Below are 20,836 nucleotides of genomic sequence, written 5' to 3'. Positions count from 1 at the left end.
CAGGCGAAGATTAGCAATGACTGGATCGTTGCCGCATCCTGACGGTTCAACCACTTCGTTTTTCCGTTTGCGAGGACCACACTCCGATGAACGCATCCGAACGTATCGACGAACTGATCGCAGGACTCACCGACTGGCGCGGCGCGACCTTCGCTCGCATCCGTCAATGCGTGCTGGCGGCGGACCCGGCGATCGTCGAGGAATTCAAGTGGATGGGTAGTCCGGTCTGGTCGCGCGACGGCATGATCGCGGTCGCCAACGCGCACAAGGGTAAGGTCAAGCTGACCTTCGCGCATGGGGCGGGCCTGGACGACCCGCACGGTTTGTTCAACGCGGGCCTCGAAGGCAACGCGCGGCGCGCGATCGACTTCTTCGAGCGCGACGAGGTCGACGAGCGCGCACTTAAAGCGCTGATCCGCGCCGCGATCGACTATAACCAGAGTCATCTGAAGAAGAACATGCGCGGCGCACTACTGAAAGCCCGCCGTAAGCCGACGCCCGGCGACGCCTGAAGCCGGCACGGTCTGCTCGCCGGCCGCGCCGCCAGGGGCCGGCGGCTTGATACCAGAACTGATATCGATATCGCCAAAAATATAATTGGAAAGATATCAACCCGCTCCGTACACTTCACCATCCCTGGACATTGAGCGGCAAGCCTTGCGCCGTGGCGCCGGGTGGGCCGCTTCAGTCAAATATGCCGGTGAGGGTCCCGGCGCATGCATCAAGGACCTAGCATGTCGGAAAAAAAGCGGAAATTGCGCTCGGCCGAATGGTTCGGCACGGCTGACAAGAACGGCTTCATGTATCGAAGCTGGATGAAGAATCAGGGCATCCCGGATCATGAGTTCGACGGGCGCCCTGTGATCGGTATTTGCAACACGTGGTCCGAGCTGACACCGTGCAACGCGCACTTTCGCAAGCTCGCCGAGCATGTGAAGCGCGGCATCTACGAAGCGGGCGGCTTCCCGGTCGAGTTCCCGGTGTTTTCGAACGGCGAATCGAATCTGCGTCCGACCGCGATGCTCACGCGCAATCTCGCGGCGATGGACGTCGAGGAAGCGATCCGCGGCAATCCGATCGACGCGGTGGTGCTGCTGACCGGCTGCGACAAGACGACCCCCGCGCTCCTGATGGGCGCGGCGAGCTGCGACGTGCCGGCGATCGTCGTGACCGGCGGCCCGATGCTGAACGGCAAGCTCGACGGCAAGAACATCGGCTCGGGCACTGCGGTGTGGCAGCTGCACGAATCGCTGAAGGCCGGCGAGATCGATCTGCACCAGTTTCTGTCGGCCGAGGCGGGCATGTCGCGCTCGGCGGGCACCTGCAACACGATGGGCACCGCGTCGACGATGGCCTGCATGGCCGAGGCGCTCGGCACGTCGCTGCCGCACAACGCGGCGATTCCCGCGGTCGATTCGCGCCGCTACGTGCTCGCGCAGATGTCGGGCATCCGCATCGTCGAGATGGCGCTCGAAGACCTGAAGCTGTCGAAGATCCTCACGCGCGAGGCGTTCACCAACGCGATTCGCGTCAATGCGGCAATCGGCGGCTCGACCAATGCGGTGATTCATCTGAAGGCGATCGCGGGGCGCATCGGTGTCGATCTCGAACTCGACGACTGGGTGCGCATCGGCCGCGACACGCCGACGATCGTCGATCTGATGCCGTCGGGCCGTTTCCTGATGGAAGAGTTTTATTACGCGGGCGGTCTGCCGGCCGTGCTGCGCCGGCTCGGCGAAGCGAACCTGCTGCCGCATCCGGAGGCGTTGACGGTCAACGGCAAGACGCTGTGGGACAACGTGAAGGATGCGCCCAACACCAACGACGAAGTGATCCGTCCGCTCGACAAGCCGCTCGTCGCCGATGGCGGCATTCGCGTGCTGCGCGGCAATCTCGCGCCGCGCGGCGCGGTGCTGAAGCCGTCGGCGGCGACGCCCGAGTTGCTCAAGCATCGCGGACGCGCGGTCGTGTTCGAGAACTTCGAGCACTACAAGTCGCGCATCGTCGACGAAACGCTCGAGGTCGATGCGAACTCGGTGCTGGTGATGAAGAACTGCGGGCCGAAGGGTTATCCGGGCATGGCTGAAGTCGGCAACATGGGCCTGCCGCCGAAGCTGCTGAAGCAGGGCGTGAAGGACATGGTGCGGATTTCCGATGCGCGCATGAGCGGCACCGCGTACGGTACCGTGGTGCTGCACGTGACGCCGGAAGCGGCGGCCGGCGGCCCGCTCGCCGCGGTGCAGGACGGCGACTGGATCGAGCTCGACTGTGACGCGGGCACGCTGCACCTCGATATCAGCGACGCGGAGCTCGAGCGCCGTCTCGCGAAGCATGTGCCGCCCGAGCCGCCGGAAGGTGGCGGCTACCGGCGCCTGTATATCGATCACGTGTTGCAGGCCGATGAGGGCTGCGACCTCGACTTCCTCGTTGGGTGTCGAGGCTCCGCGGTGCCGCGGCATTCGCACTGACGCGCCGTTGCAACGATAAGGGCTCGACCCATGACCATGCGGGCGATGCATTCGTGCATCGCCCGAATTTTTTTTTGATTGGTGGCTATCAGCCGAGGTTATCGACCGCGTCGAGCACAAGCCCGAAGAACTCGTTCGCCGCGGCCGGGTTCAGCCAGCGCACGACCACCGTCATGCGCCGCTCCGGTTCGACCCACGTGAACGAACTTCCCGCGCCGATGCCGAAATAGCTCGATTCCGGCACGTTCGGGAACACCTTGCGCCCGGTGTTGAGCCACACGAGGTAGCCATAGAACGGCGCGATCGCGCACGGCGTACGCATGCGCGCGATCCATTCTGACGACAGCACGCGCTGGCCGTTCGCGACGCCGTCATCGAGCAGCAGCTGCGCGACCTTCAATTGATCGTTCGCGCTCACCGACATGCCGCCGCCCCAGTGCGTGCCGCCCGGCACCGGCTGCATGCGTCGCCCGTCGATTTCGACCCACGCGTCGTCGTAGCCGACCCATTGCCAGTTTTCGCTCGCACCAGTTGGCCGCATGATCGCTTCGCGAAACACCTCGGGCAGCGGCTGACGGAACAGATGCAGCAGTGCGAGCGAGAACTGGTTGATGCGGACGTCGTTGTATTCCCAGTAGCTGCCCGGCCGTTGCAGCGGACGCGGGTCGCCTTTTTTGCCATCGGGCGGCGCGGCGAAATTGACCGCGCGGTAGTGATCCGCCTGATCCGACAAACCGAAGTACGTGCCGCGCCATTCGCTGGTTTGCTGCAGCAGATGCGCCCAGCTGATCGGCGCGTTGTGTTCGTCGTCGAAGCCGATGTTGGGCACGCGCACGCGCACCGGCTCATCGACGTCGGGCAACAGGCCGCGATCGTGCGCGACGCCGGCGAGCAGCGCGAGGTACATCTTTGCGACGCTGAAGGTCAGATCCGCGCGATCCGGCTCGCCCCAGCTCGTCAGCACGCGGCCGTCGACGGCGATCGCACCCGATACCGGCCCGCGATCATGCACGGGACCGAGCAGCTTGTTCCACGGCGGCGGGTCGTTCACGTGCACACCCCACGCGCCACCCACGTGGCGGTCCCAAAGCGATTCATGATCCACCGCGAACTGCACGGCTTGTTGCAAACGGTCTTGCATGGAAAAGGTCCTGTCGGTTCGACGAAGCCCGCGAGGCAGAGGCTCAGCGTGCGTGCAGTCGCACGCGTGCCCACATCACGGTGAAAAGGCTGAGCACGGCCGCGAGCATCAGATAGAGGCCGGGTGCGAGGTTATTGCCGGTTGCCGCGATCAGCGAGGCGACCGCGAGCGGCGTGAAGCCGCCGAACACGGTGGTGCCGATGTTGTAGCCGAACGCCATGCCGGTCGTTCGCGTGCGGGTCGGGAACAGCTCGGACATCATGGCCGGAATCGGCGCGAAGTAGGTCGCCTTCAGCATCGCGACCCACGTGACCGCGGCCAGCAACGAGCCGAGCGACGGATGCGCGTTCATCAGCATGAAGGCCGGATAGACGGTCGCGAAGAACAGCGCACCGGCGCAGAGCATGATGCGCACGCGGCCCACCTTGTCGGACAGATGGCCGACGATCGGCGTGAGCACCATCATGATCAAACCGGCCGCGAGCGTCGCGATGAAGCCCGACGACGGCGCGAGCCCGAGTTGCCGCGCCGCATAGGTCGGCATGTAGAGCAGCATGTAGTTGGCCGTGGTGGTCAGCACGAGCGCGCCGATCGACACGAGCACCTGTTCCTTTTGCGTCGCGAGCAGTTCGCGCACCGGCGCGGCGGATTTCTCCGCGCGCTCGAATTCCGGCGTTTCGTCGATGCGGCGGCGAATGTACAGCCCGACCGGACCGATCAGCAGGCCGAACAGGAATGGAATGCGCCAGCCCCAGCCTTCGAGTTGCGCGGTACTCAGCGTGCTTGTCAACACCGCGCCGAACAGCGACGCGAGCAGCGTGCTCGCGCCCTGGCTCGAGAACTGCCAGCTCGCCATGAAGCCCTTGCGCTCGGGCGCATGTTCGATCAGAAACGCGGTCGAGCTGCCGAACTCGCCGCCCGCCGAGAATCCCTGCAAGAGCCGCGACGCGAATACGCCGATCGGCGCGAGCACGCCGATCGCCGCATACGACGGCATCAGCGCGATCATGCCGGTGCCGAGCGTCATCATTGCAATCGATAGCGTCAGGGATGCCTTGCGGCCTTTGCGGTCGCTGAACGAGCCGAGTGCGAGCGCGCCGATCGGTCGCGCGAGATACGACAGCGCGAAGGTGCCGAGCGTGAGCAGCAGTGACACAGTGCGGTCGTGCACCGGAAAAAACGTACGCGACAGCACGGCCGCGAAGTAGCCGTACACGACCAGATCGTAGAACTCCAGCGCGTTGCCGATCGAGGTCGCGAGAATCAGCCGCGATACGCTCGAGCGCGAGGTGTGCCGCGCGAGCGCGTCGGCGGTGGTGGCGGAGTCCATGCTCATGTCGAAGTCCTCGGGCGGCATTGGGAGGTGCGCCGGCAGGGTCGCGTGAGCGGCGCGGGCGCGGGATCGAAGCGTGTGACTCGATGTTGGGGTGGCCGATATTTATAGACAATTACAATATTTGGCAGATATCGTTGCCGAAACGGCAAAGCGGAATCATGATGACCTGGATCGACAACACCGCGCTGCAAAAGAAAAAGCGCCCCGTAGGGCGCTTTCCATCGATCCAGCCAGCAAGGAACACGAGTGTTCCCCACCGCGAACCGTCTGCTTAGAACTTGTGACGCATACCGACGCGGAACGCGAGCTGGTTGTCGGCGCCGACGCCCGACGTGTTGAAGTAGCTCGTGCTCGAACCGATCTGTGCCTGCAGGTCGCCAGTTGCGGCGTTGTGGCCCGATGCGATCTGATAGATGCCCAGCACGTAGACGTCCGTGCGCTTCGACAGCGCGTAGTCGCCGCTCAGGTTAACCTGGTTCCAGTGACCGACGTTCGCGCCGCTCAGGTGCATGTACGTGTAGCCCGCGCCTGCCGTGATAGCCGGCGTGACCGCGTACTTCGCGCCCGCTTCGTAGGCTGCGAACGTGGTCGAGCCGCCCGAGATCGGTGCGAGGCGCGTGTTCGTGTACAGGGCCCACAGCGTCGCCGGACCGAATGCGTAGCGGCCGCCAACGCCGAACGAGCGCAGATCCTGGATCTGGCCGGTGCCGAGCGTCGGGAAGCTCACGTTAGCCAGTGAAGTCGAGAAGGCCGGCGATGCCTGGCCCGGGTAACGGATGTCCGTGTACGCTGCGCCGATACCGAACGGGCCGTTCGCATAGTTCGCGCCGAAGCTGTATGCGCGCGACGAACCCGCAACCGGTGCAGCCGACGTGCCCGTACCCGGCGTGCCGGCAAAGCCGCCTGCCGTGTTCGAGAAGCCGTACATCGCGCCGAAGGTCAGGCCCGAGAAGTTCGCGCTGCTGAACTTGACCGAGTTGTTGATACGGCTCGAGGTGAGCTGGTCGACGTCGTTGATGTGGTAAGCGTAGTTGCCCGCGACGGTCAGGCCGCCGGTCGAGTAGTTCGAGCCGAGGTAGTCGGTCGAGAACGAGTACTGGCGGCCGAACGTCAGCGAGCCGATGTCCTTCTGCGACACACCGACATAGGCCTGGCGACCGAACATCGCGCCGCCCTGGCCGGCGGTGCCGTTACCGCTGTTGAAGCCGTTTTCCAATACGAACAGCGCCTTCAGGCCGTTGCCGAGGTCTTCCGTGCCACGCAGACCCCAACGGCTGCCTTGCGCGACGCCGTCGTCGTACTTCGTCAGGCTGCTATGGCCGGTGGACGTTTTCGAGTTGTTCACGTAGCTGATACCCGCATCGATCAGGCCGTACAGCGTGACGCTGCTTTGTGCGTGAGCGGCGGAGGCGAAGACGGCAAGCGTAGCGGCGGTCAGGATTTTCTTGTTCAACATACTTCTCCGAGTTAGCGAATTTTGGCGATCGCGACGCGCTGCTCTGCGGCAACGTCGCGCGATGGCCGGCAATTTAAGGGAACGCTGAGTAAGGTATGTGACAGGAAAAAATTTTTTCCACGGTGTCGTGTCGGCGCGACACTTTGCGGGGGCACCGGGGGCGGGGTGTGTCGGTGGCGGGGCGGGTCGATCGACCCTGGAGCGAAGCGGGGCGTGTGGCAGCGGATCGCCCGCCAGGCGGCGGGCGATCGGTTACTTCGGCTGCTGCATGAAAATTCAGTTACATGGCCGGCTGCGAGGGCATCGCCAGTCGCAGCGGCGTTGGCGTCAGTTGCTCAGCAAAGAGCCGCTGCGGAACGGCGTCGCGCCGGCGATGCGCGCGAACTCGAGGCCGGCCGTCGCGAAACGCGCCAGATGCCGCGCGTACAGCAGGCCGGCCACGGTGTTCTTGATCGTGACGACGTGGTCCGTCAACGGATCGACGATGTCGGCGATTTCCTGGCCCACGTCCACCCACGTGCCGACCTCGCAGCGATACACGAGCACGCCGCTGATCGGCGCGACGAGCGGCTCGGCGCCCGCGAGCGGCGTCGCCGCGAATTCGAGCGGCGGCAGCGGCGCCGGTTCGCCGTCGACCACGCCGCGCAGGGTCAGATACTCGATGATCGCCTGCGCGTCTTTTTCCGCGTATTCGTACGACACGTCGCGCTGGCCGCGCAGTTCGATCGTGACCGAGATGCCGCCGTTCGGGATCGGGAAGCGCTCGCCGAAACGGCCGCGCAGATCCGACCAGCAGAAGCTGTGGATCTCGTCGAACGGATTGCCGACCGAGTTCAGCGCGAGCAGCGACGCCTTCGCATCGATGTAGCGCGCTAGCGGTTCGACTTCGGGCCACAAGTCCGGATTGGTATACAGGTGCATCGCGGCTTCCCAGTCGCAATGCAGGTCGAGCACGACGTCGGCGTCGTACGAGAGTTTTTGCAGCGCGAGGCGTTGCGAGCCGAGTTCGGTGGTCGGCTTCTGCGCGTCGAGCGCTTCGCGCATCGCCGCGCGAATGGCGGCGCGGTTCTCATCGATGTCGCCGGTCAGACGCGACTCGATGGTCGGCAGCACGAGTTCCGCGAGGTCGTAGAAGTTGCGGTTGAAGTTCTGCGCGCTGCCGGTTTCGAAGCGCCCGAGCATCTGGCCGAGCAGATGCTGGTTCAGGCCGATCGGATTCGGCACCGGCACCACTACGACTTCGCCGCGCAGCTTGCCCGCGGCCTCGAGCGCGGCCAGCTTGCGGCGCAGCGACCACGACACCAGCATGCCGGGCAGCTCGTCCGCGTGCAGCGACGACTGGATATAGATTTTCTGTCCGCCGCCGGGACCATAGTGGAAACTCGTCAGTTCACGGGCGGTGCCAAGCGACGGGGCAATCAGCGGATGGGTCTGGGTTTGCATGGTTTTGACTTCGCGGCCCGTTCGTAGCGGCCGCGCTAGGTTGTTGATTGCAAGGGGAAAGGTGCGCGCCGGCTGCGCGCGAGGTCCGCGTGCGCGGACTGCGGCCACCTGTCTCCCGGCGACCGCGCGTTGCACGATCTTAGCCGATATGCCCCACGGTGTGGCTTCATGTGGCTGGATGTGGAGCCGCAAAACAAAACGGGCTCCGCATCGCGGAGCCCGTTTCGGACAAGCTGCCGGCGCACCGTGCGGCGCGCGTCGGCGATTTAGCTGCCGTACACGTCGAAGTCGAAGTACTTCTTCTCGATCTTCTTGTAGGTGCCGTCCTTGATCATGTCGGCGATCGCCTTGTCGACCTTCGCCTTCAGATCGGTGTCTTCCTTGCGCATGCCGATGCCGGCGCCGCTACCAAGGATCTTCGGATCGTTGAGGTCCTGGCCGACGAACGCGAAGCCCTTGCCGCGCGGCGTCTTCAGGAAGCCCTGGTCAGCCTGCACTGCGTCCTGCAGCGCTGCGTCCAGACGGCCCGAGATCAGGTCGGCGTAGACCTGGTCCTGGTTCTGATACGGCACGACTTTCGCGCCCGCCGGTTCCCAGTACGTCTTCGCGTAGGTTTCCTGGATCGTGCCCTGTTCGACGCCCACCGTCTTGCCCTTCAGCGATTCAGCGGTCGGCAGGATGCCCGAGCCCTGCTTCGCGACGAGGCGCGTCGGTGTGTTGAACAGCTTCGACGAGAAGGCGATCTGTTCGGCGCGTTGCGGCGTCATCGACATCGACGACAGCACGCCGTCGAACTTCTTCGCCTTCAGTGCCGGGATCATGCCGTCGAAGTCGTTTTCCACCCACACGCACTTCGCACCGACGCGCTTGCAGATTTCGTTGCCGAGGTCGATATCGAAGCCAACGAGCTTGCCGTCTGCGCCTTTCGACTCGAACGGGGGATAGCTGGCATCAACGCCAAAACGGATCGTCGACCAATCTTTAGCGTGTGCGCCAATGGAGACGGTGGCAATCAAGGCAACCGTCAAAGCCGCTAGCAGTTTTTTCACTATTTTTACTCCTCGGTGTAGTTCAATTTCGCCCTCGACGGTTGTGCCGCCTCGGGACGCCCGGCGCGACTCGCAAACGGGCTTCTGGTCAGGATGCAAGCCGGGGTGGCCTGCAACGCGCGCCAAGCTTATCAGTTCAAAAATATTGGGAAGCTAGTAAAACACCGGATGGCGCAGGAGGAGGCCCTCTGGAGCGACGCGTGCACCCAAGCCGATGTGACCGGATCGTACACTGTTGGTGGTGTTTGCGTAACACGGGTGTAATGCACGAGGGGTAATACGGTGAGCCGGCGAGCGTGATCGACCGGAATATGCGGAGGCATTCTTTGCGAATTCGCCGAAAAGCGGTTCGAAACGCGGGTTTGAAACGTGGATATCGTTAAAGCTCGTGGCCGAATTTGCCGTTATTTAACAGCGGCCTCGAGACCATTGGCTTACACGGTATTACCAGCGCCGATATTTTTGCGCAGCCGTTTGGAACCTGTGCGAAAACCACGGCTTTTGGCGCTATCATCGATGCTCCATGCGTAGGACGCCGACCGCCCGCGCAGGCGCGGATCGCACCGAAGCAAATCGTCGGACAGCCGTCAAGATTCAAATGCCGCGCATTTGCGCTAGACCAAAAGACCTTTCTGCTCAACGGTGTTTATTCATGCGCACGATGTCGTTCATGGCGGATCAAACAGGCTGTTGTAAACAGACTTTCAAGCGACAAATCGCGAGCGTCGGCGCGCGGGTTCGCGCGGCATTATTGCAGCGCCGTTTTTTTATCGGCTTTTTGTCGAGAATTACATCGGGATTTATATCCATTGGCGTATCGGGATTTCGGTGCGACGTTTTGCCCCGCGCGTTGAGCGTTCTGACAGGCGCACTGCTGTGCGCGAGTTTCGCCGTGGCCACGCCAGCCGCGGCTGCCGACAAGGTGCTGCACGTACTCGCATGGCCCGGCTACGCGGACCCGGATGTCGTCAAGGCGTTCGAAGCGCGCTACGGCGCGAAGGTCGAGGTTACGCTGGTCGATTCCGACGAGGCGCTGTGGGCGCAGATGCATAGCAAGGGCGAGCCGCCTTTCGACGTACTCGCCGCCAACACAGCCGAAATTCGCCGTTATGCGCAGGCTAATCTGCTTGCGCCGCTCGATCTCGCGAGTCTGCCCAATACGAAGAAGCAATTGCCGCGTTTCCAGGCGCTCGGCTCGATCGGCGGCCTGACGTCGGCGGGCAAGGTCTACGCGATTCCGTTCACCTATTCGTCGATGGGCCTCATCTACGATCGCAAGCAGATTCCGGTGGCGCCGCATTCGATGCTCGAACTGTGGAACCCGCGCTATCGTGGCAAGGTGCTCGACTTCAATAGCGCGCAGCACAACTTCTCGTTCACCGCGCTCGCGCTCGGCTATCCGCATCCGTTTCAACTCGACCCCGCGCAGATGCGCACGATCGCGCACAAGCTCGTCGAGCTGCGCCGCAATCTGCTGACCTACTACACGCTGCCCGAGGAGGCGACCGCGTTCTTCATCCAGCACAAGGTCGCACTGATGTTCGGCAATTACGGCACGCAGCAGGTGCAGTTGCTGCGGCGCGCGGGCGCCGACGTCGGCTATGTGATTCCGGACGAAGGCGCGCTCGCGTGGCTCGACTGCTGGTCGATGACGCGCGCGGCGAGCGACCAGCCGCTCGCGCTCGCGTGGATCAACTACATGCTCGAGCCGAGCGTGAGCGCGCTGCTGACACAGCGCCAGGGGCTCGCGAATACGCTGACCGAGCCGGCCGAAGGCAACCCCAACGCGCACATCGTCTGGATCGGTCCGGTCGAGGATATCGACCGCCGCGAGCAATTGTGGACGCGCATCGTGTCGGGCGACCGTTCGGAGCGCTTCTGATGCTGCATCGCGGCCTGACCTTCAAGCTGTCCGTGCTGCTCGCGTGCATCGGCGTGCTGGCGTCGGGCGCGACCGGCTATTACGCGTATCGCGCGAATCGCACGATGCTGGTCAACGAAGCGGAGCGCAGCCTGCAGACTTCGACGGAGCTGCTCGGCCAGCGCATCGCCGTATCGATCGACGACGTCGCCGCAGACGCGCTGGTGCTGGCGACGATGCCGTCATCGGTGAGCGTCACGCAGACCGACGACGGCATCGGTCCGAACCTCGGCCGCGAGCGGCTCGCGCAGGTGTATTCGAGCTTCATGCTGCACCACCCGGAGTATCTGCAGGTGCGGCTGATCACGCGGCAGCATCACGGGCTCGAGCTGATCCGTTTCGATCGCGACAGCGACGGCCTCGTGCGTGTACAGGGTGACGATCTGCAGGAAAAAGCTCAGTTTCCCTACGTATTCGAAACGCTCGCGTTTTCACCCGGACGCATCTACACCTCGCCGATTTCGATCAATCACGAATACGGCACGCATGCGGCGCAAGGCAGGCCGACGCTGCGTCTCGGCACGCCGATCGCGGATGCGCGCGGCACGGTGGTCGGCGTCGTCGTGCTCGACGTCGATCTGGCCGGCATGCTGCGGCGTTTGCAGAGCGATCTGCCGAGCGACTACCAGGTCTATCTGGCGAACGAGTGGGGCGACTTCCTGGTTCATCCCGACGCGTCGAAGACCTTCGGTTTCGACCGCGGCCGGCGCGTGCTGATGCAGGACAGCTTCCCGGTCACGAAGCAGCTGTTCGAGCAGCGGCGCAGCGAAGTGCTCGTCAACGGTCTCGCGCGGCCCTATGAGGCGCACGGGCGGGTGCTCGCGTTCGTGCGGCGGCCGTTCGGCGATTCGGAAGGCAATCGCTTCATCGTGCTCGGTCTCGCGAAGCCGCTCGAGGACGTGTTGAGCGGCGCGAATCAGCTCGGCACGCGGATCATTCGCATGGTGCTGGTGTTCAGCGCTTTGTCGGTACTGCTGGCAATTCTGTTCGCGCGAGCGCTGACCAAGCCGCTTCATCAGCTCGCGCATGCGGCGACGCATCTGTTCGCCGAGCACGCGATGCACACCTTGCCGCTCAAACGCACCGACGAAATCGGCGTGCTCGCGCGCTGCTTCGAGCGTTTGCGCCGTGAAATCCGCGCGCAGATGGATGCGCTGCACAGCAAGCAGAGCGAGCTCGTGCATCTGGCCTCGCACGACGTGCTGACCGGCTTGCCGAACCGCATGCTGTTCATGCAGAAGCTCGAGAACGCGATCGAGGAGGCAAGCTTCCGCCGCGAAGGCCTCGCGGTGCTGTTCGTCGATCTCGACCGCTTCAAGCAGATCAACGATCAGTTCGGTCACTCCGTTGGCGACAAGGTGCTGGTCGCGGTCGCGCGCCGTCTGAAGGAGGTACTGTGCGCCGGGGACGTGGTCGCGCGGCTCGGCGGCGACGAATTCATCGTGCTGATCGAAGGGCAGCGCGCGGCCGAGGTCACGCCCGAAATCGCCGAGCGCATCATGGATGCGCTGAACGAAACGCTGAGCGTCGACGGCAATAGCATGACGGTCGGCGCGAGCATCGGCATCAGCGAGTTTCCGCACGACAGCGGCAATGCCGAGGAACTGCTGCTGAACGCCGATGCGGCGATGTATGCGGCGAAATCGGGTGGCCGCTGCGCGTATCTGCGCTATCAGGATCTGCTCGCCATGCGGCTCCACGAACAGGCCGAGCAGGCGCGGCTTGCCCACGCGCAGCTCGCCCAGGCGCACGCCGCGCGCGATGCGACCGAGGGGCGCGAGGAGGAGCCTACCGCGTGACGCGGTGTTGTCCGCGCCGTTGAGCTGTCGACCTGAGACGCAGACGCGCCTTCAGTTCGCCACTCAAACGATCCGCACCCCGCCGCGATAAGTCGCGCGCGGCACTGGCAGCTTGTCGAGCATCGTCACGCGCACGAGATCCGCGCGCAAGCCCGGCTCGATCGCGCCGCGGTCCGTGAGACCGGCGGTGCGCGCCGGTTCGGCCGAGACCGTTGCCATCGCGCGCGGCAGCGACCAGCCCGCTTTTTCGACCAGATCGAACACCGCGGTCAGCAAGCTCGACGGCACGTAATCCGACGACAGAATATCGAGCAGATCCGCGCGCGCGAGTTCGAGCGCCGACACGTTGCCCGAATGCGAGCCGCCGCGCACGATGTTCGGCGCGCCCATGATCGTTGCGATGCCGTGCTCGCGCGCGGCTTGCGCGGCGATGCGCGTGGTCGGGAATTCGGCCAGCACGATGCCCTCGGCCTTCGCCTGTTCGACGTGCTCGATCAGCGTGTCGTCGTGGCTCGCGACCGGAATGCCGAGCCGCCGGCACCGCGCGACGATCTCGCGGCGATGCTCATCCGCGTAACGCTCCTGTTCGACCGCGAGTTCGGCGAGCGTGCTCGCGACACGCTCGTCGCTCATCTTGCCGTTGCGCTCCTGGAAGCGGCGCCATTGCTCGCGATCGTGCCATTGGCGCTGTCCCGGCGTATGGTCCATCACCGACGCGAGCCGCAACAGCGGATGCGCGCACAGCGAATCGAATACCTCGAGCACGTCGGCGGTCGCGATCTCGCAGCGCAGATGCAGAAAGTGCTCGGCGCGCAGCAGCCGACGCGTGGACAGCCGCAGCAGCGATTCGGCGCATTGCGTTTGCACGTGGCGGTTACGCAGCCCAACGCTCGAGCGCGAGCCGATCGCGAGCGCGTCGAATACCGTCGTGATGCCGGCCGCGGCGACCTGCGCGTCGTGGATCACGAAAGCCGCGTCGGTATTCCATTCGACGCCGGGACGCGGCACGAGGTGCTTCTCGAGATTGTCCGTATGCAGTTCGATCAGACCGGGCAGCAGATAATCGCCGTCCCAGTCTTCGGCGTTGCGCGCCGAACTCGCGCCGCGTTCGACGTCGCGAATCACGCCGTCTTCCACGCGCACGGTGCCAATGAATTCTTCGTCTCGCGTCACGATGCGAGCGTTGCTGATCAACATCGACTTGCTCCGTAGTCAGTCGGGACTGGTGTCAATTTAATGCCGCAGCGGCGGCCGCAGTTCCAGGCGGCGCGTCGCGACCTTGTTGCGAGTCTCTTCGTCGTGAAAGATACCAACGATCGCCGCGTCGCGCTCGCGCGCCTCGACGATCAGATCGGCTACAACGTCGCGGTTTTCGGCATCGAGCGAAGCGGTCGGTTCGTCGAGCAGCAACAGCGGATGTTCGGCGATCAAACCTCGCGCGATGTTCACGCGCTGCTGCTCGCCACCCGAAAACGTCGCGGGCGCGAGCGACCACAGACGTTCCGGCACGTTGAGCCGCGCGAGCAATTCAGCGGCGCGCGCGTTTGCTTCGGGTTCTGCGACGCCGTGCAGCATGAGCGGCTCGGCGACGAGCGCGAGCGTCGGCACGCGCGGAATCACGCGCAAAAACTGGCTCACATAGCCGACCACGCTACGTCGCAGACGCAGCACGTCACGCGGTTCGGCACCGGTGATCGTGACGGGCCTGCCCTGATCGCTGGTGTCGCGAATCGCGATCGAGCCGGTGCTCGCCAGATAGTTGCCGTACAGACAGCGCAGCAGTGTGCTTTTGCCCGCGCCCGACGGCCCGACCAGCACCACGCATTCACCGCGCTCGACTTCGAGCGATACGTTCGCGAGCGCGTCGATTCGCACACCGCCCTGGCCGTGCAGCGTGAAAGTCTTGCCGATGCCGGTGGCGCGCAGCATCAGCGCCGCGTTGTCGGCGAAAGCGCGCTCGCCGTGACGTGCCGCGCTGCCCGCGTCAATTACTACCTCAGTGGATTGCATTGTGAGCCTCAAACCGGCAGAACCGAGGAAACCAGCGTTTGCGTATAAGGGTGCTGCGGATCGTCGAGCACCTGATCGGTTAGACCCGCTTCGACGACTTCGCCTGCCTGCATCACCATCAGCCTATGTGCGAGCAGACGCGCGACGCCGATATCGTGCGTGACGATCAGCACCGACAGATGCAGCGTCGAGGTCAGCGTGCGCAGCAGATCGAGCAGACGCGCCTGCACGGACACGTCGAGACCGGCGGTCGGTTCGTCCATGAACACCAGACGCGGACCGGTGACGAGATTGCGCGCAATCTGCAGACGTTGCTGCATACCGCCCGAAAAGGCGGCGGGGAATTCGTCGATGCGCGCTGGGTCGAGTTCGACACGCTCCATCCATTGCGTGGCCGTGCGGCGAATCTCGCCGTAGTGTCGCGCGCCGACAGCCATCAATGGCTCGCCGATGTTGGCGCCGGCCGATACGCCGCTGCGCAGGCCGTCGCGCGGATTCTGCTGCACGAAGCCCCATTCGGTGCGCATCAGCAGACGGCGGCGCGGCTCCGACAGCGCGCGCAGGTCGAGCAGGTCGCCGTGCGACGCGGCGTAGTGCAGCGAGCCGCTATCGGCCTCGGCCTTCAGCGCCAGCGTATTGACCAGCGTGGTCTTGCCCGAACCCGATTCGCCGACGATGCACAGTACCTCGCCCGGATACAGATCGAAGCTCACGTTGCGGCAACCGTTGCGGCCGCCGTATTGTTTGGTCAGCGCGCGGGCGCTCAGAAGCGGCGTCATGCGGAGTCTCCTTCGCGCGTGGCGTGGGGCAGTGGTGCTTGCGGTTCGATCTCTCCGTCGCCGCGCCGCTCGTGACAGTAGTCGCTATCCGAGCACACGAACATGCGCGTGCCGGCGTCGTCGACGATCATCTCGTCGAGAAAGCTTTCCTTCGATCCGCACAACGCGCACGCGTGCTGCCACTTCTGCACCTCGAACGGATGATCGTCGAAGTCGAGGCTGCGCACCGGCGTATAAGGCGGAATCGCGTGAATCCGGCGCTCGCGCCCCGCGCCGAACAGTTGCAGCGCGGCGTTCATATGCATCTTCGGATTGTCGAACTTCGGGATCGGCGACGGCGATGTCAGATAGCGATGATTGACGATCACCGGGTAGTCGTACGTGGTTGCGATGCTGCCGTGGTGCACGATGTCCTCGTACAGCTTCACGCTGATCAGCCCGTAATCGGCGAGCGCATGCAGCTTCTTGCATTCGGCGACGCGCGGTTCGAGCCGGAACAGCGGCTCGGGCATCGGCACCTGATAGACGAGGATCTGGCGTTCGGTTAGCGGCGTTTCCGGAATCCGGTGCCGCGTCTGGATGATCGTCGCCTCGCTGGTGTGCCGGGTGGTCGCCACACCCGTGATGCGCGCGAAGAAGCGGCGAATGTTGACGGCGTTGGTGGTTTCGTCGGAACCCTGATCGATGACCTTCAGCGTGTCCGTCTTGCCGATGATCGCGGCGGTAACCTGGATGCCGCCGGTGCCCCAGCCATACGGCAGAGGCATTTCTCGTGATGCGAACGGCACCTGGTAGCCCGGCACGGCGACTGCCTTCAGCAACGCGCGGCGCAGCATGCGTTTGGTCTGCTCGTCGAGATACGCGAAGTTGTAGCCGTGCGCGGCGCTGTCGTATGAGGTGTTTGCAACAGCGGTGTCGGGCGCGTTCATGCTGCTTGCTCCTTGTCGGTGGCGTGGCCTGATTCATCGTTGCCGTGATGCTGCGCGCGCAAGCGCCGCACCAGTTCCAGCTCCGCCTGGAAGTCGACGTAATGCGGCAGCTTCAGGTGCTGCACGAAGCCCGACGCCTCGACGTTATCGCTGTGCGACAGCATGAATTCGATGTCCTGCGTCGGCGACGAGAGCGTCTCGCCGAGTTCTTCGGCGCGCAGCGCGCGATCGACCAGCGCCATCGCCATCGCCTTGCGCTCCGAGTGGCCGAACGCGAGCCCGTAGCCCTGCGTGAAGGTGGGCGGCACCGCGCTGCTGCCAGCGAACTGGTTGATCATCTGGCATTCGGTGACGTCGATATCGCCGATGTCGACCGCTTCGCCGAGTTCGTCGAGGTCCATTTCGACCGCGATCGTGCCGAAACGGATCTCGCCCGCGAACGGATGCGAGTGCGCGTAGCCGCGTTGTGTCGCATAGCCCATCGCGAGCAGAAAGCCTTCGTCGCCGCGCGCGAGGTTCTGCAGACGCGTCGCGCGGCTCGCTGGAAACGCGAGCGGTTCGCGCGACAGATCGCCGGGTTCCGGGCCATCCGGTGTCGGGCGCTCCTGTTCGATCAGGCCTTCCTTGTCGAGCAGCGACACGACGCGCGGCATCGCTTCCGACGCGGGCGGTTCCTGCGAAACCGGCGCATTGCCTTGCGTCACGTGCTGCCGCGCGTCGTCGCCATCGGCGAGCAACGCGAAATCGAGCAGGCGCTGCGTGTAGTCGTAGGTCGCGCCGAGCAACTGGCCACCGGGCAAGTCCTTGAAGGTCGCCGAGATACGCCGCTCGACCCGCATCGATTCGGTATCGATGGCGCGCGTATAGCCGAAGCGCGGCAACGTGGTGCGATATGCGCGCAGCAGGAAGATCGCTTCGACCAGATCGCCGGCTGCCTGCTTGATTGCGAGCGCGGCAAGCTCCTCGTCGTAGACCGAGCCTTCGGTCATCACGCGCGCGACCGCGAGCCGCAACTGCTCGCGAATCTGCGCGACGCTCAGTTCGGCGATCTGCGTATCGCCGCGGCGCGCTTTGTCGAGCAGGCGCCACGACGCTTCGATAGCGCGTTCTCCACCTTTGACGGCAACGTACATCAGTTCACCTTCGCTTCAGTTGTGCGCGGCAGGCCGATCACGCGCGGGCCGCAAACCAGATAACAGTCGATGCCGCACGGAAACAGCGGTGCGAGCATCGCGCGCTCTTGCCAGAACCGTGGTGGAAGACCAACCGGCGAAATCGTTTGGCTCTCCAGAATGCCGGGGCCACTCAGCGTGACCGGTGCGCCGCCCGTCAGCGCGTCGACGCGGATCAGCAGCGTGGCCGATTGCTCGGGCGACTCGGCGCTGCCGGGTGCGAAGCTTTCGAGCGACGGCAACGCGTCGGCGTCGTGCAGATAGACGAATGCCGCGTCGCCGGGCGCATGGACGAGCGGCGCGCCGGTGTGAAAACGCAACGCCGACGCGAGCGCGGTATCAGGCTGCGCGAGCCAAACCGGTGTCGCGTAGTCGCAGAGCGTCAGCAGCGCAGCGAATGCGGCGGGTTCGACCGGCGTGTTGCGCAACTCGGGCAGCACGTCACGAATCACCCCGATCGTGCCGGGGCGCGACAACGCGTCGAGCAGCGTGCGAAACACGGCCTGGGTAGCGTGGACCGGGTCCGCGAAACCCGGCGTCAGCGTGGACAACGCAATCGGTGAATGTTCCATCAGTCGCCTCGCACCATCGTGAAGAATTCGACGCGCGTCGCCGCGGCGTCCTGCTGCTGTTGTGCGCGCCGTGCCTTCTGTTGGGCGGCGAACGGCTCGATCAATTGACGATGCAGGCTGTCGTGATGCTCGGGCATCTGTAGCAAAGCGTCGGCGAGCGCCGCAAGTTCGGCGCGACGGCGGTCACGTCCCAGATGACAGGCGACGCCGACGGTGGCCTCGGCGTCGCCGCTGGCATGCAGACGCAGCGTGGCGCGCGTGACCGTTGCTTCGCCGAGATTGAAAGGATCGCCGCTGCCGCCGATGCGCCCGCGCACCATCGCGAGGCCGATTTCAGGGGGGCGCAGCCAGTCATAGGCGGGGATAGGTTGATCTTGCAACGCGCGCTGCAGCGAGGCTTCGAGGTCGGCGCGCGGCGTGCGGGCCAGCACGGCCATCCAGGCGCGCCGCGCCGTCGAAGACACGGCGGGCAACGGCGCAGAGGGCGGAACGGAACTCGGGCTCATCGGATTTCCTGTCGATCCAGCGAGTGGACATTGGAGCATCTATTCATCTAAACGTCTAGACGTTTACAGGCATAGTTGTCTGGACTGTGGTGCGCGGCGTACGTTTCATATTTCCATCACGGCTTGCGCACTACAATGCACGTCATGGCGATCATTTGAACCGAAGGGAATGACAGCACCATGACATCGAACGACAGCGCGGCGCCGGCCACGATGCTCGAACGCGGCGCGGGCGTGGCCGTCTGGAGACAGATCGAACAGATTCTCGCCGCCGAGATCGCGGCAAGCGGGTTTGGGGAAGAAGGGCGGTTGCCGAGCGAGGGTGAGCTGGCGAAGCGCTTCGACGTCAACCGTCACACGGTGCGTCGCGCGATGCTCGGCCTCGCAGCGCTCGGCCTCGTCAGCGTGGAGCAGGGGCGCGGCACCTTCGTGCAGCCCGGCGCGATCGACTATTCGATCGGCCGCCGTACGCGTTTCACCGAGAACCTGCGTCAACAACATCACTCGCCAGGCGGCACGATGCTGTCGGGCGCGCGCGTGAAAGCCGAGCCCAGCGTCGCGAAGGCGTTGGGTCTGCGCGCGGGCGCGGCGGTCTATCGGATCGAATCGCTGAACGAGTCCGACGGCGTGCCGCTTACGTTCGCGCGCAGCTGGTATCCGGCCGCGCGTTTTCCGGAGCTGCCGGAGGTCGTGCAACGCCTCGGCGGCACGACGAAGGCGCTGGCCGAATTCGGCGTGGACGATTATCTGCGCAAGTGGAGCCGCATCGGCAGCGTGCTGCCCGAGCCGGAGGTCGCGCGGCGGCTCAACATCAACCGTCAACAGCCGGTGCTGTGGGTCGAGAACGTCGACGTCGATTTGCAAGGCACGCCGGTCAAATACGGCTTCACGCATTTTGCGGCCGACCGCGTGCAACTGCTCGTGGAGCATGACCTGTGAGCGGCCCCGCATGGAGTGCCGAAGCGCGCTTTGCGCTGTACTACGCGCCGTCATGTGAATCGGCGTGGTGGCAGGCCGGCTCGGCATGGCTCGGCCGCGATGCGCAAAGCGGCGAGCGCCACGCGCAGCCGCAGCCGCCTGGCCTGGCGCGCCCGCTCGCCGCGTTGACCGACTCGCCGCGCCGCTATGGCTGGCATGGCACGCTGGTCGCCCCGTTCCGGCTCGGCGCCGGTGTCACGCAGCACGACGTGCTTGCGGCTGCGCGGGCGTGGGCGCTAGGGCGGCAGCGGTTCGCGTTGCCGGTGGAAGCGGCCACGCTGGGCGACTTCGTCGCATTGCGACCGGCCGATGCAGATGGCGAGACGCGCATTCGCGAGCTTGCGTCGAACGCGCTGGAGTCGCTAGACGGGCTGCGCGCGCGGCCGTCTGCGGCCGATCTCGAGCGCCGGCTCGCCGCACCGCTCACCGAACGCCAACGTGCGTTGCTGCTGCAATGGGGCTATCCGTACGTGTTAGACGAGTTCCGTTTTCATATGACGCTGTCCAGTTCGCTCGCCGATGCCGACGAGCGCGCGACGCTGCTCGCATGGTGGCGTGAGCGCACGCCCGCGCTGGGGCCGCTCGCGGTCGATCAGGCCGCGTTGTTCGTCGAGCCGGCGCCGGGCGAGCCGTTCGTGCTGTGGCAGCCACTGCCGTTCAGCGACGGCGCGAGACACGGCGGTCGCAAGGACGAGCAGCAAGACGAGCTGAGCAGCCAATGAACGGGCGTTTGGTCTATGTGATGGGGCCGTCTGGCGCGGGCAAGGATTCGCTGCTGCAATTCGCGCGCACGCGGCTCGCCGGCGAGCCGGTCGTGTTCGCGCATCGTTACATCACGCGGCCGAGTGGCAATGGGGAAGTGCATGTCGCACTGAGCGTCGAGGAGTTCGCCGCGCGCTCGGTGCTGGGCCTGTTCGCGCTCGAATGGTCGAGCCATTCGCTGCGCTATGGCATCGGCATCGAACTCGATGCGTGGCTCGCGCGTGGCTGCACGGTGGTCGTTAATGGCTCGCGGCAGTACCTGCAGCATGCGCTCGCGCGCTATCCACGCGCGGAAGTGGTGCACGTGAGCGCCGCGCCGCATATTCTGGAAGCGCGGCTCGACGCGCGGGCGCGCGAATCGTCGGAGCAGGTCGCGGCGCGGCTCGCGCGGCGCGCGCCGTTTGCGTTGCCGGCCGGCGTGCGCTGCACGACGATCGACAACTCCGGCACGCTCGAAGAAGCGGGGCACGCGTTGATCACGGTGCTCAAGGAGCAGGTGAGCGCGTAACGAAGTC

General features: G+C 64.9%; 19 protein-coding genes. 7 read left to right on the top strand and 12 right to left on the bottom strand.

The genetic code is table 11. The features are described from left to right. The first annotated feature begins 86 nt into the window (after nucleotides 1-86). Both QFZ91_RS34115 and QFZ91_RS34110 read left to right on the top strand, forming a co-directional pair. Nucleotides 87-512 (top strand): DUF1801 domain-containing protein, encoded by a 426-nt coding sequence (locus QFZ91_RS34115; RefSeq protein ID WP_429569913.1) that lies wholly within the window; start codon nucleotides 87-89, stop codon nucleotides 510-512. A gap of 222 nt (nucleotides 513-734) precedes the next feature. Next, complete coding sequence (locus tag QFZ91_RS34110) at nucleotides 735-2,468, top strand: IlvD/Edd family dehydratase (protein ID WP_429569912.1); 1,734 nt, start codon at nucleotides 735-737, stop codon at nucleotides 2,466-2,468. An 88-nt stretch (nucleotides 2,469-2,556) separates the two neighbouring features. Here the strand turns inward: QFZ91_RS34110 and QFZ91_RS34105 are convergent, their stop codons facing one another. The 5 genes from QFZ91_RS34105 to QFZ91_RS34085 form a co-directional block, all read right to left on the bottom strand. Beyond that, nucleotides 2,557-3,609, bottom strand: coding sequence for a serine hydrolase domain-containing protein (locus QFZ91_RS34105; RefSeq protein WP_429569911.1), 1,053 nt, complete (start codon nucleotides 3,607-3,609; stop codon nucleotides 2,557-2,559). 43 nt (nucleotides 3,610-3,652) lie between these two features. Further along, nucleotides 3,653-4,945: an MFS transporter gene (locus QFZ91_RS34100; protein ID WP_429569910.1), complete on the bottom strand. Its 1,293-nt coding sequence runs from the start codon at nucleotides 4,943-4,945 to the stop codon at nucleotides 3,653-3,655. A gap of 271 nt (nucleotides 4,946-5,216) precedes the next feature. After that, complete coding sequence (locus tag QFZ91_RS34095) at nucleotides 5,217-6,398, bottom strand: porin (protein WP_429570944.1); 1,182 nt, start codon at nucleotides 6,396-6,398, stop codon at nucleotides 5,217-5,219. 330 nt (nucleotides 6,399-6,728) lie between these two features. Next, nucleotides 6,729-7,844, bottom strand: a complete 1,116-nt coding sequence (locus tag QFZ91_RS34090) for a succinylglutamate desuccinylase/aspartoacylase family protein (protein WP_429569909.1) — start codon at nucleotides 7,842-7,844, stop codon at nucleotides 6,729-6,731. 266 nt (nucleotides 7,845-8,110) lie between these two features. Continuing rightward, the gene (locus QFZ91_RS34085; RefSeq protein ID WP_176381064.1) at nucleotides 8,111-8,893 is read right to left on the bottom strand and encodes an ABC transporter substrate-binding protein; all 783 of its coding nucleotides are present in this window, start codon (nucleotides 8,891-8,893) and stop codon (nucleotides 8,111-8,113) included. A 652-nt stretch (nucleotides 8,894-9,545) separates the two neighbouring features. On the opposite strand from QFZ91_RS34085, the gene QFZ91_RS34080 reads away from it, so the two are divergent. Next, nucleotides 9,546-10,775 (top strand): extracellular solute-binding protein, encoded by a 1,230-nt coding sequence (locus QFZ91_RS34080; RefSeq protein WP_429569908.1) that lies wholly within the window; start codon nucleotides 9,546-9,548, stop codon nucleotides 10,773-10,775. After that, nucleotides 10,775-12,613 carry a diguanylate cyclase domain-containing protein gene (locus QFZ91_RS34075; protein ID WP_429569907.1) on the top strand — a complete coding sequence of 613 codons (1,839 nt, stop codon included), beginning with the start codon at nucleotides 10,775-10,777 and terminating at the stop codon, nucleotides 12,611-12,613. The genes QFZ91_RS34080 and QFZ91_RS34075 overlap by 1 nt, the downstream gene beginning before the upstream one ends. 63 nt (nucleotides 12,614-12,676) lie before the next feature. On the opposite strand, the gene QFZ91_RS34070 is transcribed toward QFZ91_RS34075, so the two are convergent. From QFZ91_RS34070 to phnG, 7 genes are read right to left on the bottom strand one after another with little or no spacing between them, the layout of a single operon-like run. Further along, nucleotides 12,677-13,810 carry an alpha-D-ribose 1-methylphosphonate 5-triphosphate diphosphatase gene (locus QFZ91_RS34070; protein ID WP_176124648.1) on the bottom strand — a complete coding sequence of 378 codons (1,134 nt, stop codon included), beginning with the start codon at nucleotides 13,808-13,810 and terminating at the stop codon, nucleotides 12,677-12,679. A gap of 36 nt (nucleotides 13,811-13,846) precedes the next feature. Next, nucleotides 13,847-14,623 (bottom strand): phosphonate C-P lyase system protein PhnL, encoded by a 777-nt coding sequence (gene phnL / locus QFZ91_RS34065; RefSeq protein ID WP_429569906.1) that lies wholly within the window; start codon nucleotides 14,621-14,623, stop codon nucleotides 13,847-13,849. An 8-nt stretch (nucleotides 14,624-14,631) separates the two neighbouring features. Then, nucleotides 14,632-15,402 (bottom strand): phosphonate C-P lyase system protein PhnK, encoded by a 771-nt coding sequence (gene phnK, locus QFZ91_RS34060; protein WP_429569905.1) that lies wholly within the window; start codon nucleotides 15,400-15,402, stop codon nucleotides 14,632-14,634. Next, entirely contained in the window at nucleotides 15,399-16,331 is a 933-nt protein-coding gene (locus QFZ91_RS34055; protein ID WP_429569904.1) for an alpha-D-ribose 1-methylphosphonate 5-phosphate C-P-lyase PhnJ, read from the bottom strand. The genes phnK and QFZ91_RS34055 overlap by 4 nt, the downstream gene beginning before the upstream one ends. Next, nucleotides 16,328-17,464: a carbon-phosphorus lyase complex subunit PhnI gene (locus QFZ91_RS34050; protein WP_429569903.1), complete on the bottom strand. Its 1,137-nt coding sequence runs from the start codon at nucleotides 17,462-17,464 to the stop codon at nucleotides 16,328-16,330. The genes QFZ91_RS34055 and QFZ91_RS34050 overlap by 4 nt, the downstream gene beginning before the upstream one ends. Next, a complete protein-coding gene (phnH, locus tag QFZ91_RS34045; protein WP_429569902.1) occupies nucleotides 17,464-18,075 on the bottom strand; it encodes a phosphonate C-P lyase system protein PhnH in 612 nt (203 codons plus the stop codon). The genes QFZ91_RS34050 and phnH overlap by 1 nt, the downstream gene beginning before the upstream one ends. Continuing rightward, nucleotides 18,075-18,581, bottom strand: coding sequence for a phosphonate C-P lyase system protein PhnG (phnG, locus tag QFZ91_RS34040; protein WP_429569901.1), 507 nt, complete (start codon nucleotides 18,579-18,581; stop codon nucleotides 18,075-18,077). The genes phnH and phnG overlap by 1 nt, the downstream gene beginning before the upstream one ends. Before the next feature lie 180 nt (nucleotides 18,582-18,761). On the opposite strand from phnG, the gene phnF reads away from it, so the two are divergent. The 3 genes from phnF to phnN are packed head-to-tail and all read left to right on the top strand — an operon-like array spanning nucleotide 18,762 to nucleotide 20,829. Beyond that, nucleotides 18,762-19,520: a phosphonate metabolism transcriptional regulator PhnF gene (gene phnF, locus QFZ91_RS34035; protein ID WP_176107743.1), complete on the top strand. Its 759-nt coding sequence runs from the start codon at nucleotides 18,762-18,764 to the stop codon at nucleotides 19,518-19,520. After that, nucleotides 19,517-20,281 (top strand): DUF1045 domain-containing protein, encoded by a 765-nt coding sequence (locus QFZ91_RS34030; protein ID WP_429569900.1) that lies wholly within the window; start codon nucleotides 19,517-19,519, stop codon nucleotides 20,279-20,281. Before phnF ends, QFZ91_RS34030 begins: the two co-directional genes overlap by 4 nt. Continuing rightward, a complete protein-coding gene (gene phnN, locus QFZ91_RS34025) occupies nucleotides 20,278-20,829 on the top strand; it encodes a phosphonate metabolism protein/1,5-bisphosphokinase (PRPP-forming) PhnN (RefSeq protein WP_429569899.1) in 552 nt (183 codons plus the stop codon). The genes QFZ91_RS34030 and phnN overlap by 4 nt, the downstream gene beginning before the upstream one ends. Nucleotides 20,830-20,836: the final 7 nt, after the last annotated feature.

It is taken from the genome of Paraburkholderia sp. JPY419 (assembly GCF_050435705.1).
In the GTDB taxonomy this organism is placed as follows: domain Bacteria; phylum Pseudomonadota; class Gammaproteobacteria; order Burkholderiales; family Burkholderiaceae; genus Paraburkholderia; species Paraburkholderia youngii.
This window is presented reverse-complemented; position numbering and strand designations above follow the sequence as displayed.

Excerpts from the sequence above, each read along its gene's own strand:
- QFZ91_RS34115 (WP_429569913.1), top strand. The coding sequence starts at position 87 with ATGAACGCATCCGAACGTATCGACGAACTGATCGCAGGACTCACCGAC.
- QFZ91_RS34110 (WP_429569912.1), top strand. The coding sequence starts at position 735 with ATGTCGGAAAAAAAGCGGAAATTGCGCTCGGCCGAATGGTTCGGCACG.
- QFZ91_RS34105 (WP_429569911.1), bottom strand. The coding sequence starts at position 3,609 with ATGCAAGACCGTTTGCAACAAGCCGTGCAGTTCGCGGTGGATCATGAA.
- QFZ91_RS34100 (WP_429569910.1), bottom strand. The coding sequence starts at position 4,945 with ATGAGCATGGACTCCGCCACCACCGCCGACGCGCTCGCGCGGCACACC.
- QFZ91_RS34090 (WP_429569909.1), bottom strand. The coding sequence starts at position 7,844 with ATGCAAACCCAGACCCATCCGCTGATTGCCCCGTCGCTTGGCACCGCC.
- QFZ91_RS34080 (WP_429569908.1), top strand. The coding sequence starts at position 9,546 with ATGCGCACGATGTCGTTCATGGCGGATCAAACAGGCTGTTGTAAACAG.
- QFZ91_RS34075 (WP_429569907.1), top strand. The coding sequence starts at position 10,775 with ATGCTGCATCGCGGCCTGACCTTCAAGCTGTCCGTGCTGCTCGCGTGC.
- QFZ91_RS34070 (WP_176124648.1), bottom strand. The coding sequence starts at position 13,810 with ATGTTGATCAGCAACGCTCGCATCGTGACGCGAGACGAAGAATTCATT.
- phnL (WP_429569906.1), bottom strand. The coding sequence starts at position 14,623 with ATGCAATCCACTGAGGTAGTAATTGACGCGGGCAGCGCGGCACGTCAC.
- phnK (WP_429569905.1), bottom strand. The coding sequence starts at position 15,402 with ATGACGCCGCTTCTGAGCGCCCGCGCGCTGACCAAACAATACGGCGGC.
- QFZ91_RS34055 (WP_429569904.1), bottom strand. The coding sequence starts at position 16,331 with ATGAACGCGCCCGACACCGCTGTTGCAAACACCTCATACGACAGCGCC.
- QFZ91_RS34050 (WP_429569903.1), bottom strand. The coding sequence starts at position 17,464 with ATGTACGTTGCCGTCAAAGGTGGAGAACGCGCTATCGAAGCGTCGTGG.
- phnH (WP_429569902.1), bottom strand. The coding sequence starts at position 18,075 with ATGGAACATTCACCGATTGCGTTGTCCACGCTGACGCCGGGTTTCGCG.
- phnG (WP_429569901.1), bottom strand. The coding sequence starts at position 18,581 with ATGAGCCCGAGTTCCGTTCCGCCCTCTGCGCCGTTGCCCGCCGTGTCT.
- phnF (WP_176107743.1), top strand. The coding sequence starts at position 18,762 with ATGACATCGAACGACAGCGCGGCGCCGGCCACGATGCTCGAACGCGGC.
- phnN (WP_429569899.1), top strand. The coding sequence starts at position 20,278 with ATGAACGGGCGTTTGGTCTATGTGATGGGGCCGTCTGGCGCGGGCAAG.